This is a genomic window from Nonomuraea sp. NPDC049486 (assembly GCF_040676925.1).
Taxonomy (GTDB): Bacteria; Actinomycetota; Actinomycetes; order Streptosporangiales; family Streptosporangiaceae; genus Nonomuraea; species Nonomuraea ferruginea.
Window position 1 is genome coordinate 22,500 of the sequence record NZ_JBFAPV010000027.1, and the last position, 19,879, is coordinate 42,378.

The following is a 19,879-nucleotide window of genomic DNA, read 5'->3' on the forward strand; positions in this document are numbered from 1 at the left end:
GTCAGCCGGTGAGGCGCAGCGGGTTGATCAGGTCGGCGTAGACGAGCAGCCCGGCCATGACGATCATGACGATGGCCAGCGCGTACGTCAGCGGCAGCACCTTGGCGATGTCGACGTAGGACGGCTCGGGGCGGCGCAGGATGCGCGCCCAGGCGCGCTTGAGGCCCTCCCACAGCCCGCCGGCGATGTGGCCGCCGTCGAGCGGCAGCAGCGGGATCAGGTTGAACATGCCGATCGCCAGGTTGAAGCCGGCCAGCAGGTTGACGAAGACGAACAGCTTCTGCACGCCGGTCAGGTCGGAGGCGAGGATCTCGCCGCCCATGCGGCCCGCGCCGACGACGCCCACCGGGCCCTCGGGATCGCGTTCGGCCCCGGAGAACGCGGCGTCCCAGACGCCGACCATCTTCTCCGGCAGGTTGACCAGCGAGACCGCGACGCGGCCGGTCAGTTCGGCCATGTAGGGGAAGACCGCGCCGAAGCTCTGCTGCTGCATGACCTCGGTCGGCAGCACGCCGAGGAAGCCGACGTTCTTCTCGATCACGTCGGGCTCGCCGGGCTTGGGCCGGTCCTGGGCGATGAGCGTGGTCTGCAGCGTCATGGGACGGCCGTCGCGGATGATGGCCAGCTCGGCGGGGCCGGCGCCGTGGGAGCGGATGACCCGGGTGGCGTCCTCCCACGTCTCGATCTTGTGGCCGTCGAGGGCGACGAGCTTGTCACCGGCCTTGAGCCCGGCCTGCGAGGCGGGCGTCGGCTGGTCACCGGGGCGGCACTCGGTGCGGTGCTCGCTGATCGGGATGACGCAGGTGTTGGTTTCGGGCGAGACCACCGGCGCGTAGGTGGGCACGCCGATGCCGACCAGCAGGAGGGCGTAGAGGATGAAGGCCAGCACGAAGTTCATCGCGGGGCCGCCGGACATGACGATGACCTTCTGCCACCACTTCTTGCGGTAGAAGACGCGGTTCTCGTCGCCGGGCCTGACCTCCTCCAGGGCCACTTCCCTGGCCTGCTCGATCAGGGCCTGGAACGGCCCGGTGGAGCCGCCGCGCAGCTTGCCGGGATCCTCGCCCGGCTTGGGCGGCAGCATGCCGATCATCCGGATGTAGCCGCCGAGCGGGATCCACTTGACGCCGTACTCGGTCTCGCCCTTGCGGCGGGACCACATCGTGGGCCCGAAGCCGACCATGTACTGGGTCACCTTGATGCCGAAGAGCTTGGCGGGCACCAGGTGGCCGATCTCGTGCAACCCGATGGACGCCATCAGCCCGATGAAGAAGATGGCGATCCCCAGGAGGAAGAGCCAGTCCATATACGCGCGCTCCAGACCGGACGATTCGACGTCCCAAGCGTAGTCGAACTCGACGGGCCCGGACGCTTACGTGACATACGGGGTATGCGAAGGACGGCTACGGGCGCCAGATCAGCACCAGCGCGCAGTCGTCGCTGTGGCCCGAGGCCATGGCGTTGACCAGGGCGCGCGCCCCGTCGCGGAACCCGGAGGGCAGCAGCCGCTCGGCCTCGCCGAGCAGCCGGTCGAGCCCGGCGTCGATGTCGCGCCCCGGCTGCTCGATCAGGCCGTCGGTGTAGAGCAGCAGCGCGTCGCCCTTGTGGAGGGTGCCGGTCTCGGGCTCGCAGTGGAGGTCGGGCACCACGCCGAGGACCACGCCCTTGGCGGAGGCGACCTCCCAGTTGCCGGTGCCGGCGTCGAACTTCACGACCGGCGGGTGGCCGGCGGAGGTGATGGTGTAGTCGCCGGTGGCCAGGTCGAGCCGGACGTGCACGGCGGTGACGAACCCCTCGTCGCCGCGCTGGCGGTGGAGGTAGGCGTTGCAGGCGGGCAGGAAGTCGTCGACGGAGCCGAGCAGCCCGCCGAACGTGCCCGACAGCAGCAGGGCTCTGGTGCCGGCGTCGACGCCCTTGCCCGAGACGTCGACCAGCGCGATGTCGACCCGGTCGCCGTCGCGCATGGACACCAGGAAGTCGCCGCCGAAGGAGGAGCCGCCGGCCTGCTTGAGCACGACCTTGCCGCCCCAGTCCTTGGGCAGCGGGGGCAGCTCGCCCTGGCTCTTGAGCCGGTCGCGCAGCTCCAGCAGCATGGCGTCGCCGCGCAGCCCCTGGACGCCGAGCTTGCCGCGGGTGCGGGCCATGAGCAGCGCCAGCACGGCGGTGAACCCGATCGTCACGGCGAGGCCGACGCCGACCCGGCCCGCGCCGAGCGTGACGGCGATGTAGCCCAGCGAGACGGCCACCGCGACCAGCAGCGTGACCAGGCTGCGCACCCGCAGCTGCAGGCCGCCGACCAGGGTGACGAGGATGAGCAGCGAGGGCGAGAACCACTCGGTGGACACCTGGGCCGCGAGCAGCCCGACGACGAGCGTGACCACGGTCAGCGCGACCAGCAGGTTGCGGTCCCTGGCCGCCCCGCGCCTGAGGAACCGGACGAGCTGCACCAGGAACGGCACCCGCACCAGGATCGCGCGGAGCCGTGGCGGGATCAGCGGCGCCGGTCGGGTACTCATGATGCGCTCGACTGTATCGGTCCGGCTCGCGTTTGGGCAGCCGACTTGACCAGAGCCTTGATCGTTTACCAGGGATATTCGGTGGCCCCGGCGAGGGCTCGCTCGTACCGTGGACGGATGACGTATCCGATCCGTCCGATCGCCGAGAGCGAATGGCCGGCGTTCGCCGGCGTGCTCTCCGAGGGCTTCAACTGGACGCCGCATCCGCGGCAGACCGAGCGGTGGAAGGCGCAGACGGAGTTCGACCGCACGCTCGCCGTCTTCGACGGTGACACGATGGTGGCCTCCACGTCGGTGCACAGCTTCACCATGACGGTGCCGGGCGGGCGGCTTCCCGTCGCGGGCGTGACGGCCGTCGCCGTGCTCTCCTCGCATCGCCGCCGCGGCATCCTGTCGTCGCTGATGCGCAGGCAGCTCGCCGACGTGCGCGAGCGCGGGGAGCCTGTGGCGGCGCTGTACGCGTCCGAGGCGCCGATCTACGGGCGGTTCGGTTACGGGCGCGCGGCGGGGCAGATGTCGTTCACGATCGCCAGGCACGGCGCGGCGTTCGTCCCCGGCGCCCCGGTGGACCCGTCGCTGCGGCTGCGGGTGGTCAAGCCGGCCGAGGTCCGCGGCGAGTACGAGCGGCTGTTCGGCTCCGTCGCCGGCTCGCGGCCCGGCCTGTACGACCGGAACGCGGCGTTCTGGGACGCCATCCTGGCCGACGAGGAGTTCGACCAGAACGGCGCGGGCCCGCTGCGGTCGCTGCTGGCCGAGGACGACGACGGGGTGCGCGGTTACGCGCTGTTCCGGATCAAGAGCGGCTGGGACGGCGACGGCATGCCCGACGGCGAGGTGCGGCTGCAGGAGCTGTTCGCCGCCGATCCGGCCGCGTACGCGCTGCTGTGGCGCGGGGTGCTCGACCGTGACCTGGTGACGCGGATCGTGGCCCACGCCAGGCCGGTGGACGACCCGCTGTTCGCGCTGATGGCCAACCACCGCCAGCTCCGCCCCAGCTGGTCGGACGAGCTGTGGGTACGCCTCGTGGAGGTCGACAGGGCACTGGAGTCGCGCGCCTACGCGGCGCCGGTGGACCTGGTGCTGGAGGTCGCCGACGAGGTGTGCCCGTGGAACGCGGGCCGCCGGCGCCTGCGCGCCGACACCGCGGGGGCGGAGTGCAAGCGGGTGGACGAGGAGCCGGACGTCACGCTGGACGTGGCGGCGCTGGGCTCGGCCTACCTCGGCGACGGCGATCTGGGCGCGCTGCACGCGGCCGGGATGCTGGGCGAGCGGACGCCCGGCGCGGTGCGGGCGCTGGCCACGGCCATGGCCTGGCAGCCGAAGCCGTTCGCCGGTCTCGTCTTCTGACGTACAGTCGCCGTATGGCCCTGCAGAGCTTGCAGATCACCGCGATCACGGCGATGCGCGCGCGTGACGTGTCGCGCCCGTCGAAGGAACAGCAGGAGACCGCCGACCGGCGGCCCCTGCGTGACGAGACGCCCAGGCGCGAGGGCAAACGGCGGGGTTAGCCCGGGAGCGAGGGCAGCTGCCCTATGGTCTCGTAGGCCTCTACCTGGGCGATGCGGCGGCTGTGGCGCTCGCTGCCGGAGAACGCGGTGGTGAGGAAGACCTCGACGAACCTCGTCGCGTCCTCGGTGGAGTGCATGCGCGCGCCGATGGAGACGACGTTGGCGTTGTTGTGCTCGCGGGCCAGGGAGGCGGTCTCCTCGCTCCAGGCCAGCGCGGCCCGGATGCCGCGCACCTTGTTGGCGGCCATCTGCTCGCCGTTGCCGGAGCCGCCGATGACCACGCCGAGGCTGCCGGGGTCGCCCGCGACGCCCTCGGCGGCGCGCAGGCAGAAGACGGGATAGTCGTCCTCGGCGTCGTAGACGAAGGGACCGCAGTCGGTCACCTCGTGACCGTGGTCCTTCAGCCACGACGCCAGGTGGTTCTTCAGCTCATAGCCGGCATGGTCGGCACCGATGTAGACACGCACCTCACCAGTCTTCCACAGCGGGGCAGAGGCGGCTCCGACCGCGGCCCTGATCGCTAGAGTAAGGAACTCCTTTGGCCACTGGTCCTTACTGAGAGGGGAGCCCTCATGCGCGAGATCCGCGTGCTCGGCGATCCGGTCCTGCGCACGCCCGCCGAGCCCGTCGGGAGCTTCGACCGCGAGCTGCGCCGGCTGATCGACGAGATGTTCGAGGCGATGTACGCGGTCGGCGGGGTGGGCCTGGCGGGCCCGCAGATCGGGGTCGCGCGGCGGCTGTTCGTCTACGACATCAGCGGGCGCAAGGGCCACGTGGTCAACCCGGTGCTGACCGTCGACGACCCCGCGGAGGTCGTCGACGAGGAGGGCTGCCTGTCGGTGCCCGACCGGCGGACGAAGCTGCCGGCCTACGCGCCGGTGGCCCGCGCCGCGGGGGTGACGGTCACGGGCGTCGACCGGCTGGAGCGGCCCGTACGGATCAGCGCGCGCGGCTCGCTGGCCCGCTGCTTCCAGCACGAGACCGACCACCTCGACGGCCGGCTGTTCGTCGACCGGCTGCCGAAGAACGACGCGCGCGAGATCATGCTCCGAACCTAGGGTGGGCGCATGACTGTGCTTTCCGGAAAGGGCGCTCTGGTGACCGGGGGCTCGCGCGGCATCGGCAGAGCCGTGGTGGAGCGGCTGACGGCCGACGGGGCCGAGGTGGTCTTCAGCTACCGGCAGGACGCGGCGGCCGCCGAGCGGGTCGCCAAGGAGACAGGCGCCCTCGCCGTGCGCTGCGACCAGGGCAGCGAGGACGACCTCGCCCGGCTGCTCGCCACGGCCGAGGACCGGCTGCCGGGCGTCGACATCCTGGTCAACAACGCCGCCGAGACCGGGCCGGCGCTGATCGCCGACGTGACGCCGCAGCTGTACGAGCGGATGTTCGCGGTCAACACCCGGGCCGTCTTCCTGGCCGTCCAGTGGGCGGGCAGGGTGATGCGCGACGGCGGCCGGATCATCAACGTCTCGACGCTCAACACCGAGGTCCCCGCGCCCGCCATCGCGCTGTACGCCGCCACCAAGGCCGCCGTGGAGCAGTTCGCCAAGGTGGCGGCGCGGGAGCTGGGCGGGCGCGGCATCACGGCCAACAACGTGCTGCCGGGCGCGACCGACACCGACATGCTGCGCGCCGCCAACCCGCCGGAGGCCCTGGAGCAGGCACCGCGGTTCACCGCGCTGCGACGGCTGGGCACGCCCGGCGACGTGGCGGCCGTGGTGGCGTTCCTGGCCGGCCCCGACGGGCGATGGATCACCGGGCAGAGCATCCGGGCCACCGGCGGGATGGTGCTGTAGCGGCTAGAGCTGCAGCGCCTTGATCTCGAAGAACTCCTCCAGCCCGTACTCCCCCAGCTCGCGGCCGATGCCGGAGCGCTTGTAGCCGCCGAAGGGGGCCATCGGGTTGAAGTTGCCGCCGTTGACGGCGACCTGCCCGGTGCGCAGCCTGCGCGCCACCGCGACGGCGCGCTCCTCGGTGGCCGCCCACACCGCGCCCGCGAGCCCGTACGGGGTGCCGTTGGCGATCTCGACGGCCTGGTCCTCGGTGGTGTAGGGGATGATCGACAGCACCGGGCCGAAGATCTCCTCCTGCTCGATCACCATGCCGGGCTCGACCCCGGCGAAGACGGTCGGCTCGACGTAGTAGCCGCGCGGCAGCGGCCTGTCGGTGCCGCCGGCCACGAGCCTGGCGCCCTCCTCCTGGCCGCGGTTGATGTAGCGGACCACCCGGTCGCGCTGCGCCGCCGACACCAGCGGGCCGACCCTGGTCGTCTCGTCGAACGGGTCGCCGACGGTGTACTTGGCGGTCGCCTCGACGGCCAGGCGGACGGCCTCGTCGTAGCGGTCGCGGTGCACGATCATGCGGGTAAGCGCCGAGCAGGTCTGGCCGGCGTTGATGAAGCAGTTGGCGACGCCCACCTTGACGGCCGCGCCGAGGTCGGCGTCGGGCAGGATGACGTTCGCGGACTTGCCGCCGAGCTCCAGCGCGACCCGCTTGACGCCGTCGGAGGCCAGGGCGGCGACCCGCCGCCCTGCGACGGTGGAACCGGTGAAGGAGACCAGGTCGACGTCGGGGTGGCCGGCCATGGCCTCGCCGACGACCGGGCCGCGCCCGCTGACCAGGTTGAACACCCCGGCGGGCAGGCCCACCTCGTGGAAGATCTCGGCCAGCGCGTACGCGGCCAGCGGCGCCACCTCGCTGGGCTTGAGCACGACCGTGCAGCCGGCGGCCAGCGCGGGGGCCACCTTGGCGACGATCTGGTGCAGCGGGTAGTTCCACGGCGTGATCGCGGCCACCACGCCCACCGGCTCCTTGACCACCAGCGAGTTGCCCACGCGGGTCTCGAGCGGATGGCTGTCGGCAAGCTGGGCGTAGGAGGCCAGCACCCCGGCGGGCATGAGCGTCTGCACCTTCAGCGCGAACCCGAGCGGCGAGCCCATGTCGGTGGCGATCGTCCTGGCCACCTCGTCGGCCCGCTGCTTCAGCAGCTCGGCGGCGGCGGCCAGCAGCTTGCCCCGCTCGGCGGGCGGCATGGCCGACCAGCCGGGGAAGGCGCGCCGCGCGGCCGCCACCGCGGCCTGGACGTCGGCCGGCGCACCCGCCGGCACCCGGTCGATGATCTCCTCGGTGGCCGGATTGACGACATCGATGGCCTCTCCCGAGGCGGAGGCGGCCCACGAACCGCCGATGTATAGCTGACGCATAGCTTCATCCTGGCGTGCCGCGGGTCACATGGCGAGACCGCGGCTCACCACGGAGTGAGCTGTATCAACCGGCTTGTCACGTTCTCCTACCGAGTGGAGTCGAAAATCAGTCGAAGCGGGGCTCGCTCGTACGGGAGCGCTTGAGCTCGAAGAACTCGTCGAAGCCGGTGACGAGCAGGACGCCGTCCCACATGCGTCCGGCGTCCTCGCCGCGCGGGATGGAGGTGATGACGGGGCCGAAGAACGCGTTGTCGCCGACGCGGATGACGGGCGTGCCGACCTCCTGGCCGACGAGGCCGATGCCCTCGTCGTGGGAGCGGCGCACGGCCTCGTCGTGTTCGGTGGAGTCCATGGCGTCGGCGAGGGCGGTGTCGAGGCCGGCTGCGGCGAGAGCGTCCTGGACCGTGTCGCGCAGGTCGCCGAGGCGCCTGATCGCGCGCTGGTTGTGGAAGCGGGTGCCGAGCTCGGTGTAGAGGGGGCCGACGACGTGGTCGCCGTACTTGGCGGCGGCCGCGGCCACCACCCGGACCGGGCCGATGGCGCGGACGATCTGCTCGCGGTAGGCCTCGGGGACGTCCTTGCCCTCGTTGAGCACGTTGAGGCTCATGATGTGCCAGCGCGGCTCGATGGGGCGAACCTTCTCCACTTCGAGAAGCCATCGTGACGTCACCCAGGCGAACGGGCAGAAAGGATCGAACCACAAATCCACAGGAGTCTTCTCGCTCATGTGGGCCATAACCTGGGGAGGCTCGAATCCTATTCCAGGGATCCGGCTGACCCCGACGAAGTGGTTGAAAAGGAGCGCAACTTGGCAGGCAACCTGACCCGGGACGAGGCACGCGAGCGGGCCCGCCTGTTGAAGGTCGAATCTTACGCGGTGGCGCTCGACCTGACAGCGGGCGAGGAGCGCTTCGACAGCGTGACCACGGTGCGTTTCGCCTGTACCAGGCCGGGCGCCGACACGTTCATCGACCTGCACGGCGCGCGCGTGCGCAAGGTGACGCTCAACGGCGCGGACCTCGACGTGTCCGCCTACGACGCCGACCAGGGCCGCTTCCCGCTGCCCTCGCTGGCCGAGTCCAACGAGCTGGTCGTCGACGCCGACTGCGTCTACATGCGCACCGGCGAGGGCCTGCACCGTTTCGTCGACCCGGTCGACCAGAAGGTCTACCTGCACAGCCAGTTCGAGACGGCCGACGCCCACCGCATGTACGCCTGCTTCGACCAGCCGGACCTCAAGGCGTCGTTCCAGCTGACGGTGCTCGCGCCGGGCGACTGGGAGGTGGTCTCCAACGCGGCGGCCTCCGCCGTGGACGAGCAGGGCGCCACCAAGCGGTGGACGTTCCCGCCCACAGCGGTGATGTCCACCTACATCACCGCCCTGGTGGCCGGGCCGTACCACAAGGTGACGTCCGAGCACGACGGCATCCCGCTGGGCGTCTACTGCCGGGCCTCGCTGGCCGAGCACCTCGACGCGGACAACATCCTGGAGGTCACCCGCCAGGGGTTCGACTTCTTCCACAAGGTGTTCGGGGTCCGCTACCCGTTCGGCAAGTACGACCAGCTGTTCGTGCCGGAGTTCAACGCGGGCGCGATGGAGAACGCGGGCTGCGTGACGTTCCTGGAGGACTACGTCTTCCGCTCCCGGGTCACCGACGCGGTGGTGGAGCGGCGCGCCGAGACGATCCTGCACGAGATGGCCCACATGTGGTTCGGCGACCTGGTCACCATGCGCTGGTGGGACGACCTGTGGCTGAACGAGTCGTTCGCCACCTACATGTCCGTGCTCGCCCAGGCCGAGGCCACCCGGTGGGGCAAGGGCGCGTGGACCACGTTCGCGAACGTCGAGAAGGCCTGGGCCTACCGGCAGGACCAGCTCCCGTCCACCCACCCGATCGCCGCCGACATCCCCGACATGCAGGCGGTCGAGGTCAACTTCGACGGCATCACGTACGCCAAGGGCGCCTCGGTGCTCAAGCAGCTCGTCGCCTACGTCGGGCTGGACAACTTCCTGGCGGGCGTGCGCGACTACTTCAACGAGCACGCCTGGGGCAACACCGAGCTGAAGGACCTGCTCACCGCCCTGGAGCGGACCTCGGGGCGTGACCTGTCCGCGTGGTCGAAGGAGTGGCTGGAGACCGCCTGGGTCAACACGCTGCGGCCGTCGTTCGAGGTGGCCGACGGCAGGTTCACCCGGTTCGAGGTGCTCCAGGAGGCGCCGGCCGACTACCCGACGCTGCGCTCCCACCGGGTCGCGATCGGCCTCTACTCGCTGGCCGGCGGCGAGCTGACCCGGACCAAGCGGGTCGAGCTGGACGTGGTGGGCGCCCGCACCGTCGTGGCCGAGCTGGCCGGCAAGGAGCAGCCCGACCTCGTGCTGATCAACGACGACGATCTCACGTACGCGAAGATCCGGCTGGACGAGCGGTCGCTGCGCACGCTCGTCGACGGCGGCATCGCGAAATTCACCGAGTCGCTGCCGCGGGCGCTGTGCTGGTCGGCGGCGTGGGACATGACGCGCGACGGCGAGATGTCCACCCGCGACTACGTCAAGCTGGTGGCCTCCGGCGTGGGCACGGTCAAGGACCTGACCGTGCTCCAGACCGTGCTGCGGCAGGCGCGGCAGGCCGTCCAGCAGTACGCCGACCCGGCGTGGCGGCCCGAGGGGATGGCGCTGCTGGCCCGCGAGCTGCGCGCGCTGCTGGCGGCGGCCGAGCCCGGCTCCGACCACCAGCTCGCCTACCTGCAGGCGTTCGCGCCCGTCGCGACCTCGGCCGAGGACCTGGCCGTGCTGCGGGCCATCCTCGACGGCACCGACGTGCCCGACGGGCTGAGCGTCGACGCCGACCTGCGCTGGACCCTCACCTCCGCGCTGGTCAGCGGCGGCGAGCTGGGCCCGGACGACATCGAGGCCGAGCTGCGGCGCGACCCGACGGCCACCGGCGAGCGGTCGGCGGCGCTGTGCCGGGCCGTCGTCCCCACGGCCGAGGCCAAGGCCGCGGCGTGGGAGCGGATCATCGGCGGCGAACTGCCCAACCACATCGCCCGCACCACGATCACCGGGTTCCAGGACCCGCACCACCCCGAGCTCCTGGCGCCCTACCGGGAGAAGTACTTCGCCGAGGTGGGGCGGATCTACCGGGAGTGGACGTTCGACCAGGCCTCCACGTTCGCGGTCGGGTGCTTCCCGGCGCTGCTGATCGAGGAGGAGACGGTCCGGGCGGCGCAGGCGTACCTGGACGCGGAGCGGCCGCCGCAGGCGCTGCGCCGGCTCATCCTGGAGGGCGCCGACGGCGTGAGCCGCGCGCTGCGCAACCGCGCGCGCGACGCGGCCTAGCGACCCTCCGTAACGGCCCTCTCCCCCACCGGGAGGGGGCCGTTACACGTGCGCCCAGCCCCTCCCGGGGAGGGGCTGGGGCTCACATGCCCCGCCCCTTTCCTCCTGGAAGAAGGGCTGGGCGACCGCCCCTCACACATCCCGCCCCTTCCCCTGCCGGGAGAGGAGCTGGACGACCGCCCTCCCTTTCCCTGCCGGGAGAGGGCTGGGCGATCGCCACTCACATGTCCCGCCCCTCTCCCTGATGGGAGAGGGGCTTTCGTGTTTCCGGGGGTTGACAGGGGTGTTGCGCGGGGCTCATATTTTCAGCACTAACTTTATTGCTGAAGAAAGTGAGCTCATGGCCGGTAGCGACCGCGGAGATCTCACCCGTACGGCGATCCTCGCCCTGCTCGGCACGGTGGGGCCGCTCAGCCGCAGCGAGATCGCCCGCGAGCTGGACGTCAGCCCGGCGACCGTCACGCAGCTGACCCGCGAGCTGATGGGGCACGGCATGCTCGAGGAGCTCGACCTCAAGCCGTCGCGCGGCGGACGGCCCGCCCAGCGGCTGGGGCTCGTCGGCGGCGCCGGGCACGCGCTGGGCGTGAAGGTGACCGCCGACCACCTCGTGCTGGTGGACGTGCGGCTGGACGGCGAGGTGCTCGGGTCGTGGGTGCGGCCGTTCGACCCCGGCGCGGCCGACGCGCCCGGCGACCTGGCGGACGCCATCGAGTCGGTGCTGTCGGCGATCACCGACGGGCCGCCGCTGCTCGGAGTGGGCGTCGGGGTGCCCGGCGGGGTGGACGACCAGGGCGTGGGCACGGTCAACGCGCCCACGCTGGGATGGCAGGCCATGCCCGTCGGGGAGCGGCTGCGGCGGCGGCTCAACCTGCCGGTGCTGGTGGAGAACGACGTGAACGCGCTGGCGGCGGCCCAGCGGCTGTACGGCAGGGGGCGTACGCACCGGGACTTCCTCGTCCTGACCATCGGGCGCGGGGTCGGCGCGGCGATCGTGGCCGACGGCCGGGTGTACCGGGGGGCGCGCGGCGGCGCGGGCGAGTTCGGCCACCTGTGCGTGGACCCGCGGGGGCCGGCGTGCGGGTGCGGGGCCCGCGGGTGCCTGGAGGCGTTCGTGGGCTCCGCGGGGCTGCTGGCGGCGGCCCGCGCCCGGTCGGGCGACGCGCCGGCCCCGGACGGCGTGGCGGATCCGCTGGGGGCCGTGGCCGCGCTGGGCCGGGCGGCCGTGGGCGGTGACCCGGTGGCGTGCGAGGTGTTCGCCGAGGCCGGGGAGATCCTGGGACGGGCCACGGCCGGGCTGGTCAACGTGGTGGATCCGGAGGTCGTGGTGGTGCTCGGCGAGGGCACCGCCGACTGGCCGTTCTGGCAGGTGGGGTTCGACCGGGCGCTGCGGGCCCAGCTCTACCCGGGGCGGCGCGACATCTCGGTCGAGGTCGAGAGCTGGGACGAGACGAGCTGGGCGCAGGGGGCGGCGGCGCTGGTGCTGGCGACCCCGTTCGACGCGGCGGGGGCGGCCGGCGAGCAGGGCCGCCTGGTCCGCGCCCGCCTGATCGGGACGACACCGTGACCGCAAGGCCCCCCGCCACGGGCGTGACGCTGACGGCGAGCCCGCCGGAGGCGGGGACCCGGCGGGAGCCGCGGCGGCGGTGGCGGTACGCCGCGACCGTGGCCGTGTTCCTGCTGCCCAGCCTGGTCCCGCTGACCCTCTACACGCTGGTGCCGATGGTCGCGTCGCTGTGGACGAGCCTGCACGAGTGGGACCTGATCACCGAGATGCGCTGGGTCGGCCTGGACAACTACGCCGAGCTGCTGGGCGACCCGGGGACGAGGGCGGCGTTCGGCCACACGCTGTACTTCATCGCGGGCTACCTGCCGCTCGTCTACGCGGGCGGTCTCGGCCTGGCGCTGCTGCTCAACAGGGCCATGCCCGCCAGGAGCCTGCTGCGCGGCGTCTACTTCCTGCCGGTGATCACGAGCTGGGTCGTGGTCGCGCTGATGTGGAAGTGGCTGCTCAACCCGGCCTCCGGCATCGTCAACTGGGTGCTCGGGCTGATCGGGGTCAGCGGGCCCGGCTGGTGGACCGACCCGGACTGGGCGATGCCGTCGATCATCCTCGCCTCGGCCTGGAAGGACCTGGGCTTCGTGATGATCATCCTGCTGGAGGGCCTGCAGGCGATCCCCCGCGAGTACCAGGAGGCCGCCATGGTCGACGGGGCGGGGGCGGTGCGCCGGTTCCGGCACATCACGCTGCCGCTGCTGTCGCCCTCGACGTTCTTCGTCGTGGTGATCTCGCTGATCAACGGCTTCCAGGTGTTCGACCAGGTGCAGATCATGACCGGCGGCGGGCCCGGCGGGGCGACGCAGGTGGTGGTGTCGCAGATCTACGACCTGACGTTCCGGTACGGGCGCGCGGGGGCGGCCTCGGCGCTGTCGTGGCTGCTGTTCGCGCTCGTCCTGCTGGTGACGATCGTGCAGATCCGCGGCCAGAGGCGGTGGGTGACCTATGGGTAAGGCGCTGCGTCACCTGGTGGTCGGGCTGGGCGCGGTGGTGATGCTGTTCCCGTTCGCGTGGGCGGTGATCACCTCGCTCACGCCCGGCGACGCCGTGCTGGCCGTGCCGCCCGACCTCACCCCCGAAGGGGCGAGCCTGGACGCGTACGGGAAGCTGCTGGAGACGCTGCCGTTCTGGCGGATCGTGGCCAACAGCGCGTGGATCGGCGCCGCGTCCACGACGATGCAGCTGGTCACCAGCGCGATGGCCGCCTACGCGTTCGCGCGGCTGCCGTTCCCCGGCCGGGGCGCGCTGTTCGCCGTCTATCTCGCGACGCTGATGATGCCGCTGCCCGTGCTGGTGGTGCCGCTCTTCATCGAGATGCGGATGTTCAACCTGGTCGACACCTACTTCGCGCTGCTGGCGCCGACGATCGCCTCGGCTTTCGGAGTGTTCCTGCTGCGGCAGGCGATCAACCAGGTGCCGAAGGAGTTCGACGAGGCCGCCGTCCTCGACGGCGCCGGACATTTCCGGATTTTTCTGTACGTGGTGCTCCCGCTGATCAGGCCGGCCCTCGCGACCTTCGCCATCTTCGGCTTCATGGCCAGCTGGAACAGCTACCTGTGGCCGCTGATCATCATCCGCTCCCCCGAGTTCATGACGCTCCCGCTGGGCCTGGCCACGCTGCACGGCCAGTTCACCACCGAGTGGGACGTCGTCATGGCGGGCTCGGTGATCAGCGTCGTCCCGATCCTCATCCTCTACGTCTTCGCACAGAAACACGTGATCGCCAGCGTCGCGCAAAGCGGGCTCAAGTAAAGGAATCCCCCCATGCTCAGTAGAACCAAGGTCGCCGCCCTCCTCGCGACCGCGCTGCTCGCCTCCGCCTGCTCCCAGGGCTCGGCCACCCGCGCCCCCGCCGCCGGTGACGACAGGACGACGCTGCGGTACTTCACGTTCTCGGCGGCGCCGGACCACGTGGCGGACCTGGACGCCATCGTGGCCGCGTTCGAGAAGGAGAACCCGAAGATCGACGTGGTGGTGGAGACCGCGCCGTTCGACGAGTACTTCACCAAGCTGCAGACCAGCATCGCGGGCGGCACCGCGCCCGACACCTTCGAGCTGAACTACGAGAACTTCGTCACGTACGCGAGCGCCGGGTCGCTGCTCGATCTCGGCACGGTCGCGGGCGACGGCGACACCTCGGTGTACGCCGGGGAGTCGCTCGCCGCCTTCCAGCGCGACGGCAAGCAGTACGCGCTGCCGGCCTCGTTCTCGACCGTGGTGCTCTTCTACAACAAGGACCTGTTCGAGGCGGCCGGGGTCGAGCCGCCCACGAGCGACTGGACGTGGGCCGACGAGAAGGCCGCCGCGGCCAAGCTGACGGACCGGAAGAAGGGCGTGTTCGGCGACTTCCAGCCGGTGCAGTTCTTCGAGTTCTACAAGACGCTCAAGCAGGCGGGCGGCGAGTTCCTGTCGGCGGACGGCAAGAAGGCCGCGTTCGACAGCCCCGAGGGCGCACGGGCGGCCGAGTGGCTGGTGTCCAAGGTGGGCGAGGTCATGCCGACCGAGGCCGAGATCGGCGGCACCGCCGACTACGACACGAACCTGTTCAAGTCCGGCAAGCTCGCCATGTGGCACAACGGCATCTGGCAGTTCGCGGGCATGAAGGACGCGCCGTTCCAGTGGGACGTGGTCGTCGAACCCGGTGACAAGGCCAAGGCCAGCGCCGTCTTCCACAACGCGGTCGCGGTCTCGGCCGGCGCCAAGGCGGGCAAGGAGGCGTACGCCTGGGCAAGGTTCCTGTCGTCGTCCGACGTCGCGGCGCGGACACGTATCAAGAGCTCGTGGGAGCTCCCGCCGGTGTCCGACCAGCAGCTCCTGTCCGGCTACCTGCAGGACCCGGTGCCGGCCAACCGGCAGGCGGTGTTCGACTCGCTGGAGTCGATCGCGCTGCCGCCGGTCATCGAGCGCCAGCAGGAGATGCAGGACGCGGTGACCAAGGAGCTGACCGAGGCCTCGTCCGGCCGCAAGCCCGTGGCGGACGCGCTCAAGGCGGCCGCCGCCGAGGTCGACGCCCTGCTCGGCTGAACCACTCAACATCCAGGAGACAGATCCCGTGACGCTCGTGTCGCACAGCCTCGACCTCATCCGCCGGCTGCAGGCTCCCACCGGGGCCTACCCGGCCTCGCCCACCTTCTCCGCCTACCGGGGCTACTCCTGGCTGCGCGACGGCGCGTTCATCGCCGAAGGGGTGAGCAGGCACGGGGACGCGTCCGGCGCGGACGCCTTCCACGCGTGGTGCGCCCGCGTGGTGGGCGACCGGGCCGGGCAGGTGGACGCCCTGGTCTCCCGCGCCGCCCGGGGTGAGACCGTCTCGCCGGCGGAGATGCTGCCGACCCGGTTCACGCTGGAGGGGGCTGACGGGACCGAGGAGTGGTGGGACTTCCAGCTCGACGGGTACGGGACGTGGCTGTGGGCGCTGCTGGAGCACGCGCGCAGGCACGGGCGGACGGTGGCGGGGACCGACAAGGGGGTGCGGGCGGCGGCCCGCTACCTGACGGCGTTCTGGCACCTGCCCTGTTACGACTGGTGGGAGGAGCACCTCGACCGGCGGCATGTCGCCACCCTGGGCTCGGTGCACGCGGGCCTGCGCGCGGCGATCGGCCTGGGCGTGCTGAGCCGGCCGGAGACGGAGGCGGCCGAGGGCGCGGTGGCGGGCATCGCCGCCCTGGTCGCCGCCGAAGGCGTCACCCGGCCGGTGGAGGGTCGCCCGCATCTCACCAAGTGGCTCGGCACGGACGCCGTGGACGCCAGTCTGCTGGCGTGCGTGACGCCGTTCGGGCTGTACGGTGCCGACGACCCGGTGGGCGCGGGCACCGTGGCCGAGGTGGAGCGGCGGCTCGCCAGGGACGGCGGGGTGTACCGCTACCTGGACGACACCTTCTACGGCGGCGGCCGGTGGGTGCTGCTGGCCGGGTTCCTCGGCTGGAACCACGCGCGGGCCGGGCGGCCCGGGGAGGCGCGGCGGTACCTGCGGTGGATGGAGGCGCAGGCGACCCCCGCGGGTGACCTGCCGGAGCAGGTGTCCGACCTGCTGCTCGATCCCGGGCGGCGGCAGGAGTGGCTGGACCGGTGGGGGCCGGTGGCGACGCCGCTGCTCTGGTCGCACGGCATGTACCTGATCCTCGCGGACGAGCTGGAGGTGGGGGCATGATCCGGCACCGCCCCTTCGGGTCCGGGCACCCGTACGCGGAGACCGAGGACCAGCGCGTCCCGGCGCGGCCCCTGGACGGCGAGCAGGTGGAGCTGCGCGTCCGGGCGGCGCCCGGGGTGACGTCGGTGGTGTGCGAGTGGGTGACGGACGGCGGCCCGCCCGTGGAGCTCCCGCTCACCCGAGCCGGGTCCCCCGGGGCGGAGGCGTCCGGCGGGGACGGCGGGCATCTGGCGGCGGCGCAGGCGCGGGCGACGAGGGCCGCCGCCGGTGCGTGGGCCGTCAGGACTCCCGGGCTGGAAGCGGGCCGCCGGTACTCCTACCGGTTCCGGGCCGCCGACGGGCGGGGCGGGATCCGTACCGGCAGGTGGTTCCACGTGACGGCGGCGCGGTGGTCCGGCGGCGGCGGGAAGCTGGTCGTGCGCGGACGGGACCGGGTGGTGCCGGGGAGCGTGCGGTGGCTGGCCGATGGGGACGGCCCGCTGCGGGTCAGGTTCGCGCTGGAGCTCGGCCGGGAGGCGCACGTGGTCGGGTTCGGGGAGCGGTTCGACGCGGTGGACCAGCGCGGGCGCACGCTCGACGCGGTCGTGTTCGAGCAGTACAAGAGCCAGGGCGCGCACGGCAGGACGTATCTGCCGATGCCGTTCGCCCTGGTGGTGGACACCGGGGCCACCTGGGGGTTCCGGATCGACACCTCGCGCAGGACCTGGTACGACGTCGGCGCGTCCGAGAGCGACCGGATCGCGGTCGAGGCCGAGGTGGGGCCGGACGGCGAGGTGGCGGTCGACCTGTACGACGAGGGGACGCCGGCCGGCGTGCTGCGGCGGTTCCTGGACGACGTGGGGAGGGCTGAGGAGCTGCCCGCGTGGGTGTTCAGGCTGTGGGCCAGCGGCAACGAGTGGAACACCCAGGCCAGGGTGATGGCCGAGATGGACCGGCACCGCGAGCACGGCGTCCCGGTCGGCGCGGTGGTGATCGAGGCGTGGAGCGACGAGACCACGTTCACCGCCTTCCGAGGCGCGGAGTACGAACCGTCCGAGGAGCCGCACCGGCTGGCCGACTACACCTTCCCGGCGGACGGCCCGTGGCCGGACCCCAAGGGCATGGTGGACGAGCTGCACCAGCGCGGGATCAAGGTGCTGCTCTGGCAGATCCCGCTGCAGAAGACGCGCCCGCACCCGAGGCACCAGGCCGCCGTGGACGCCCGTCAACTCGTGGAGCGCGGCTACGGGGTCAAGGAGGCCGACGGCCGGCCGTACCGGAACCGGGGCTGGTGGTTCCCGCTGGCGCTGATGCCGGACCTGTCGTCGCGTGAGGTGCGCGACTGGTGGACGGCCAAGCGCGCCTACCTGGTGGCGGAGGTCGGCGTCGACGGGTTCAAGACCGACGGCGGCGAGCACGCGTGGGGCCACGACCTGCGCTACGCCGACGGCCGCCGGGGCGCGGACGGCAACAACCTGTTCCCCGTCCACTACGCGCGCGCGTTCGGTGACCTGCTGCGGCGGCACGGGAAGGCGCCGGTGACGTTCAGCCGGGCCGGGTTCGCGGGTTCGCAGCCGCACGGCGCCTACTGGGCGGGGGACGAGGACTCGACCTGGGAGGCGTTCCGGGCCTCGATCAGGGCCGGGATCACCGCCTCGGCCTGCGGGGTCGTGTACTGGGGCTGGGATCTGGCCGGGTTCTCCGGTGACGTGCCGGGCGCGGAGCTGTATCTGCGGGCGGCGGGCGCGGCCGCGTTCATGCCGATCATGCAGTACCACTCCGAGTTCAACCACCACCGCGAGCCGCTCCGGGACCGCACGCCGTGGAACGTCGCGGAGCGGACCGGCGACGAGCGGGTGGTCCCGGTCTTCAGGCGGCTCGCCGAGCTGCGCGAACGGCTGGTGCCCTACCTGGCCGAGCAGGCCGGGCGGGCGCTGGACGGGCCGCCGCTGATGCGCGGGCTGTTCTTCGACCACCCGGACGACCCGGCCGTCTGGCGGTATCCGCTGCAGTTCAAGCTGGGCGACGCGCTGCTGGTCGCCCCGGTGACCGATCCCGATGTCTCGGAGATGCCGGTCTACCTGCCCGGGGGCGACTGGGTGGACGTCTGGACCGGCCGCCCGCTGCGCGGCGGCCGCGAGGTCGTGCTGCCCGCCCCGCTCGACCGCCCCCCGGTGGTCTGCACGGCGGCGCACTGGCCCGGTCTGTCCCCCGTTTTCACGACCTGAGCCGACGACCCGTGGCAGGACCGCTCCTGCCTCGGGAAACGGTGGTGTGACGACCGGATCGTTCCGAGCGCGGGCACCTCCGAGCCGGTGTTAGCGTGGATGACGTGCTGGGTGCCGGAACCACGCTGAACGACCGCTACCTGCTGACCGAGCGGGTCGGCGGTGGCGGCATGGGCGAGGTGTGGCGTGCCACCGACACGGTGCTCGGCCGCACGGTCGCCGTCAAGGTGCTCATGCCCGCGCTGAGCGAGGACGCCGCCTTCCTCCAGCGGTTCCAGAACGAAGCCAGGGCCATGGCCACGCTGCGCCATCCGGGCGTGGTCGACGTCTACGACTACGGGAGCTGCGAGGTCGGCGGCCGCCAGGTGACGTTCCTGGTGATGGAGTTCGTCGAGGGCGAGTCGCTCGACAAGCACCTGCGCCGGGCCGCGCTCGACCCGGTGGCCACCATGCGGCTGGTCGCCGAGGTGGCCGACGCGCTGGCCGCGGCCCACGCGCAGGGCATCGTGCACCGCGACGTCAAGCCCGCCAACCTCGTCGTGCGGGCCGGCGGCTCGGTGGCGCTGACCGACTTCGGCATCGCCCACTCGGCGTCGGCCGCCCAGCTCACCGCCACCGGGTCGATGCTCTGCTCGGCCGGCTACTGCGCGCCCGAGATGGCGACCTCCAGCGAGATCACCCCGGCGGTCGACGTCTACGCGCTCGGCGTGGTGGCCTACGAGTGCCTGACCGGCCGCCTGCCCTACGAGGGCGACACCCCGGTCCAGATCATCTACAAGCACCTGCACGCGCCCGTCCCGCCGCTGCCGCCCGAGGTGCCGCGCGGGCCGCGCGAGGTGGTGGCCAGGGCGCTGGAGAAGGCGCCCGACCGGCGCTACGCCTCCGCCGAGGACATGGCGCGGGCCGCCCGCACGGCCATGACCTCGCCGGGCGCCGCCCCCGCGCCGCGGCGCAGGCGCGCGATGTCCGCCATGCTCGCGACGGTGCTCGCGATGCTGGTCACCGCGGGCGTCGCGGCCATGGTGTGGATGCGCCCGGCCGAGACCGCCCAGCAGAACCCCGTCCTCCCGCCCGCGAGCTCGTCCGAGCCGCACACCTCGGCGACGGCGACCGGGCGGCCGACCGAGGCGGGCAACCAGGCGTCCGACGGCAGGCCGACGCGGGTCCCGCCGCCGGCCGTCACCGGCAGGCCCAGCCCGACCGGCACCCCCACGGTGTCCCCCTCCCCGACGGACCCGCCGACGACCCCCTCCCCCGACCCGACCACCGAGCCGGAGCCCGACCCCACCGGCGAGCCGACCGACGAGCCGTCCGAGCCGGACCCGCACGAGCCGACCCAGGAGCCCACGGCCAAGCCGACCGGCGACATCCAGTGCATCACGACACCCTGTCCTTGACGGTCC

17 protein-coding genes are annotated in these 19,879 nt (G+C 72.3%); 12 read left to right on the forward strand and 5 right to left on the reverse strand.

Annotated elements, in window-relative coordinates:
• Position 1: 1 nt before the first annotated feature.
• Both AB0K05_RS42305 and AB0K05_RS42310 read right to left on the reverse strand, forming a co-directional pair.
• Positions 2-1,306, reverse strand: a complete 1,305-nt coding sequence (locus AB0K05_RS42305) for a site-2 protease family protein (RefSeq protein WP_364237173.1) — start codon at positions 1,304-1,306, stop codon at positions 2-4.
• 97 nt (positions 1,307-1,403) lie between these two features.
• Positions 1,404-2,516, reverse strand: coding sequence for a PP2C family protein-serine/threonine phosphatase (locus AB0K05_RS42310; RefSeq protein WP_148029943.1), 1,113 nt, complete (start codon positions 2,514-2,516; stop codon positions 1,404-1,406).
• A gap of 117 nt (positions 2,517-2,633) precedes the next feature.
• On the opposite strand from AB0K05_RS42310, the gene AB0K05_RS42315 reads away from it, so the two are divergent.
• Both AB0K05_RS42315 and AB0K05_RS42320 read left to right on the forward strand, forming a co-directional pair.
• Entirely contained in the window at positions 2,634-3,863 is a 1,230-nt protein-coding gene (locus tag AB0K05_RS42315; protein ID WP_364237176.1) for a GNAT family N-acetyltransferase, read from the forward strand.
• A gap of 14 nt (positions 3,864-3,877) precedes the next feature.
• Positions 3,878-4,024, forward strand: coding sequence for a hypothetical protein (locus AB0K05_RS42320; protein ID WP_187281010.1), 147 nt, complete (start codon positions 3,878-3,880; stop codon positions 4,022-4,024).
• Here AB0K05_RS42320 and AB0K05_RS42325 read toward each other — a convergent pair.
• Positions 4,021-4,491: a ribose-5-phosphate isomerase gene (locus AB0K05_RS42325; RefSeq protein ID WP_148029941.1), complete on the reverse strand. Its 471-nt coding sequence runs from the start codon at positions 4,489-4,491 to the stop codon at positions 4,021-4,023. The genes AB0K05_RS42320 and AB0K05_RS42325 overlap by 4 nt on opposite strands.
• A gap of 105 nt (positions 4,492-4,596) precedes the next feature.
• Here AB0K05_RS42325 and def point away from each other — a divergent pair, with 105 nt between their 5' ends.
• Together def and AB0K05_RS42335 are read left to right on the forward strand one after the other, a co-directional pair.
• A complete protein-coding gene (gene def / locus AB0K05_RS42330; protein WP_364237180.1) occupies positions 4,597-5,082 on the forward strand; it encodes a peptide deformylase in 486 nt (161 codons plus the stop codon).
• Positions 5,083-5,091: 9 nt separating this feature from the next.
• The gene (locus AB0K05_RS42335; RefSeq protein WP_364237182.1) at positions 5,092-5,820 is read left to right on the forward strand and encodes an SDR family oxidoreductase; all 729 of its coding nucleotides are present in this window, start codon (positions 5,092-5,094) and stop codon (positions 5,818-5,820) included.
• 3 nt (positions 5,821-5,823) lie between these two features.
• Here the strand turns inward: AB0K05_RS42335 and AB0K05_RS42340 are convergent, their stop codons facing one another.
• Together AB0K05_RS42340 and AB0K05_RS42345 are read right to left on the reverse strand one after the other, a co-directional pair.
• Positions 5,824-7,227 carry an aldehyde dehydrogenase family protein gene (locus tag AB0K05_RS42340; protein ID WP_364237185.1) on the reverse strand — a complete coding sequence of 468 codons (1,404 nt, stop codon included), beginning with the start codon at positions 7,225-7,227 and terminating at the stop codon, positions 5,824-5,826.
• A gap of 106 nt (positions 7,228-7,333) precedes the next feature.
• Positions 7,334-7,954 carry a DsbA family protein gene (locus AB0K05_RS42345; protein WP_148029937.1) on the reverse strand — a complete coding sequence of 207 codons (621 nt, stop codon included), beginning with the start codon at positions 7,952-7,954 and terminating at the stop codon, positions 7,334-7,336.
• A gap of 81 nt (positions 7,955-8,035) precedes the next feature.
• Here AB0K05_RS42345 and pepN point away from each other — a divergent pair, with 81 nt between their 5' ends.
• From pepN to AB0K05_RS42385, 8 genes are all read left to right on the forward strand, one after another.
• Complete coding sequence (pepN, locus tag AB0K05_RS42350) at positions 8,036-10,564, forward strand: aminopeptidase N (RefSeq protein ID WP_364237188.1); 2,529 nt, start codon at positions 8,036-8,038, stop codon at positions 10,562-10,564.
• 340 nt (positions 10,565-10,904) lie between these two features.
• Complete coding sequence (locus AB0K05_RS42355; RefSeq protein WP_364237190.1) at positions 10,905-12,128, forward strand: ROK family transcriptional regulator; 1,224 nt, start codon at positions 10,905-10,907, stop codon at positions 12,126-12,128.
• Positions 12,125-13,072 (forward strand): sugar ABC transporter permease, encoded by a 948-nt coding sequence (locus tag AB0K05_RS42360; protein WP_364237193.1) that lies wholly within the window; start codon positions 12,125-12,127, stop codon positions 13,070-13,072. Before AB0K05_RS42355 ends, AB0K05_RS42360 begins: the two co-directional genes overlap by 4 nt.
• On the forward strand, positions 13,065-13,871 hold the full coding sequence (locus AB0K05_RS42365; protein WP_148029934.1) for a carbohydrate ABC transporter permease: 807 nt from the start codon (positions 13,065-13,067) through the stop codon (positions 13,869-13,871). The genes AB0K05_RS42360 and AB0K05_RS42365 overlap by 8 nt, the downstream gene beginning before the upstream one ends.
• 12 nt (positions 13,872-13,883) lie before the next feature.
• Positions 13,884-15,143, forward strand: coding sequence for a sugar ABC transporter substrate-binding protein (locus AB0K05_RS42370; RefSeq protein WP_364237196.1), 1,260 nt, complete (start codon positions 13,884-13,886; stop codon positions 15,141-15,143).
• A 28-nt stretch (positions 15,144-15,171) separates the two neighbouring features.
• Entirely contained in the window at positions 15,172-16,269 is a 1,098-nt protein-coding gene (locus AB0K05_RS42375) for a glycoside hydrolase family 15 protein (RefSeq protein ID WP_364237198.1), read from the forward strand.
• Positions 16,266-18,476: a TIM-barrel domain-containing protein gene (locus AB0K05_RS42380; protein ID WP_364237201.1), complete on the forward strand. Its 2,211-nt coding sequence runs from the start codon at positions 16,266-16,268 to the stop codon at positions 18,474-18,476. Before AB0K05_RS42375 ends, AB0K05_RS42380 begins: the two co-directional genes overlap by 4 nt.
• Positions 18,477-18,580: 104 nt before the next feature.
• Positions 18,581-19,873, forward strand: a complete 1,293-nt coding sequence (locus tag AB0K05_RS42385) for a protein kinase (RefSeq protein ID WP_364237203.1) — start codon at positions 18,581-18,583, stop codon at positions 19,871-19,873.
• Positions 19,874-19,879 lie beyond the last annotated feature (6 nt).

Excerpts from the sequence above, each read along its gene's own strand:
- AB0K05_RS42305 (WP_364237173.1), bottom strand. The coding sequence starts at position 1,306 with ATGGACTGGCTCTTCCTCCTGGGGATCGCCATCTTCTTCATCGGGCTG.
- AB0K05_RS42310 (WP_148029943.1), bottom strand. The coding sequence starts at position 2,516 with ATGAGTACCCGACCGGCGCCGCTGATCCCGCCACGGCTCCGCGCGATC.
- AB0K05_RS42315 (WP_364237176.1), top strand. The coding sequence starts at position 2,634 with ATGACGTATCCGATCCGTCCGATCGCCGAGAGCGAATGGCCGGCGTTC.
- AB0K05_RS42320 (WP_187281010.1), top strand. The coding sequence starts at position 3,878 with ATGGCCCTGCAGAGCTTGCAGATCACCGCGATCACGGCGATGCGCGCG.
- def (WP_364237180.1), top strand. The coding sequence starts at position 4,597 with ATGCGCGAGATCCGCGTGCTCGGCGATCCGGTCCTGCGCACGCCCGCC.
- AB0K05_RS42335 (WP_364237182.1), top strand. The coding sequence starts at position 5,092 with ATGACTGTGCTTTCCGGAAAGGGCGCTCTGGTGACCGGGGGCTCGCGC.
- AB0K05_RS42340 (WP_364237185.1), bottom strand. The coding sequence starts at position 7,227 with ATGCGTCAGCTATACATCGGCGGTTCGTGGGCCGCCTCCGCCTCGGGA.
- AB0K05_RS42345 (WP_148029937.1), bottom strand. The coding sequence starts at position 7,954 with ATGAGCGAGAAGACTCCTGTGGATTTGTGGTTCGATCCTTTCTGCCCG.
- AB0K05_RS42355 (WP_364237190.1), top strand. The coding sequence starts at position 10,905 with ATGGCCGGTAGCGACCGCGGAGATCTCACCCGTACGGCGATCCTCGCC.
- AB0K05_RS42365 (WP_148029934.1), top strand. The coding sequence starts at position 13,065 with ATGGGTAAGGCGCTGCGTCACCTGGTGGTCGGGCTGGGCGCGGTGGTG.
- AB0K05_RS42370 (WP_364237196.1), top strand. The coding sequence starts at position 13,884 with ATGCTCAGTAGAACCAAGGTCGCCGCCCTCCTCGCGACCGCGCTGCTC.
- AB0K05_RS42380 (WP_364237201.1), top strand. The coding sequence starts at position 16,266 with ATGATCCGGCACCGCCCCTTCGGGTCCGGGCACCCGTACGCGGAGACC.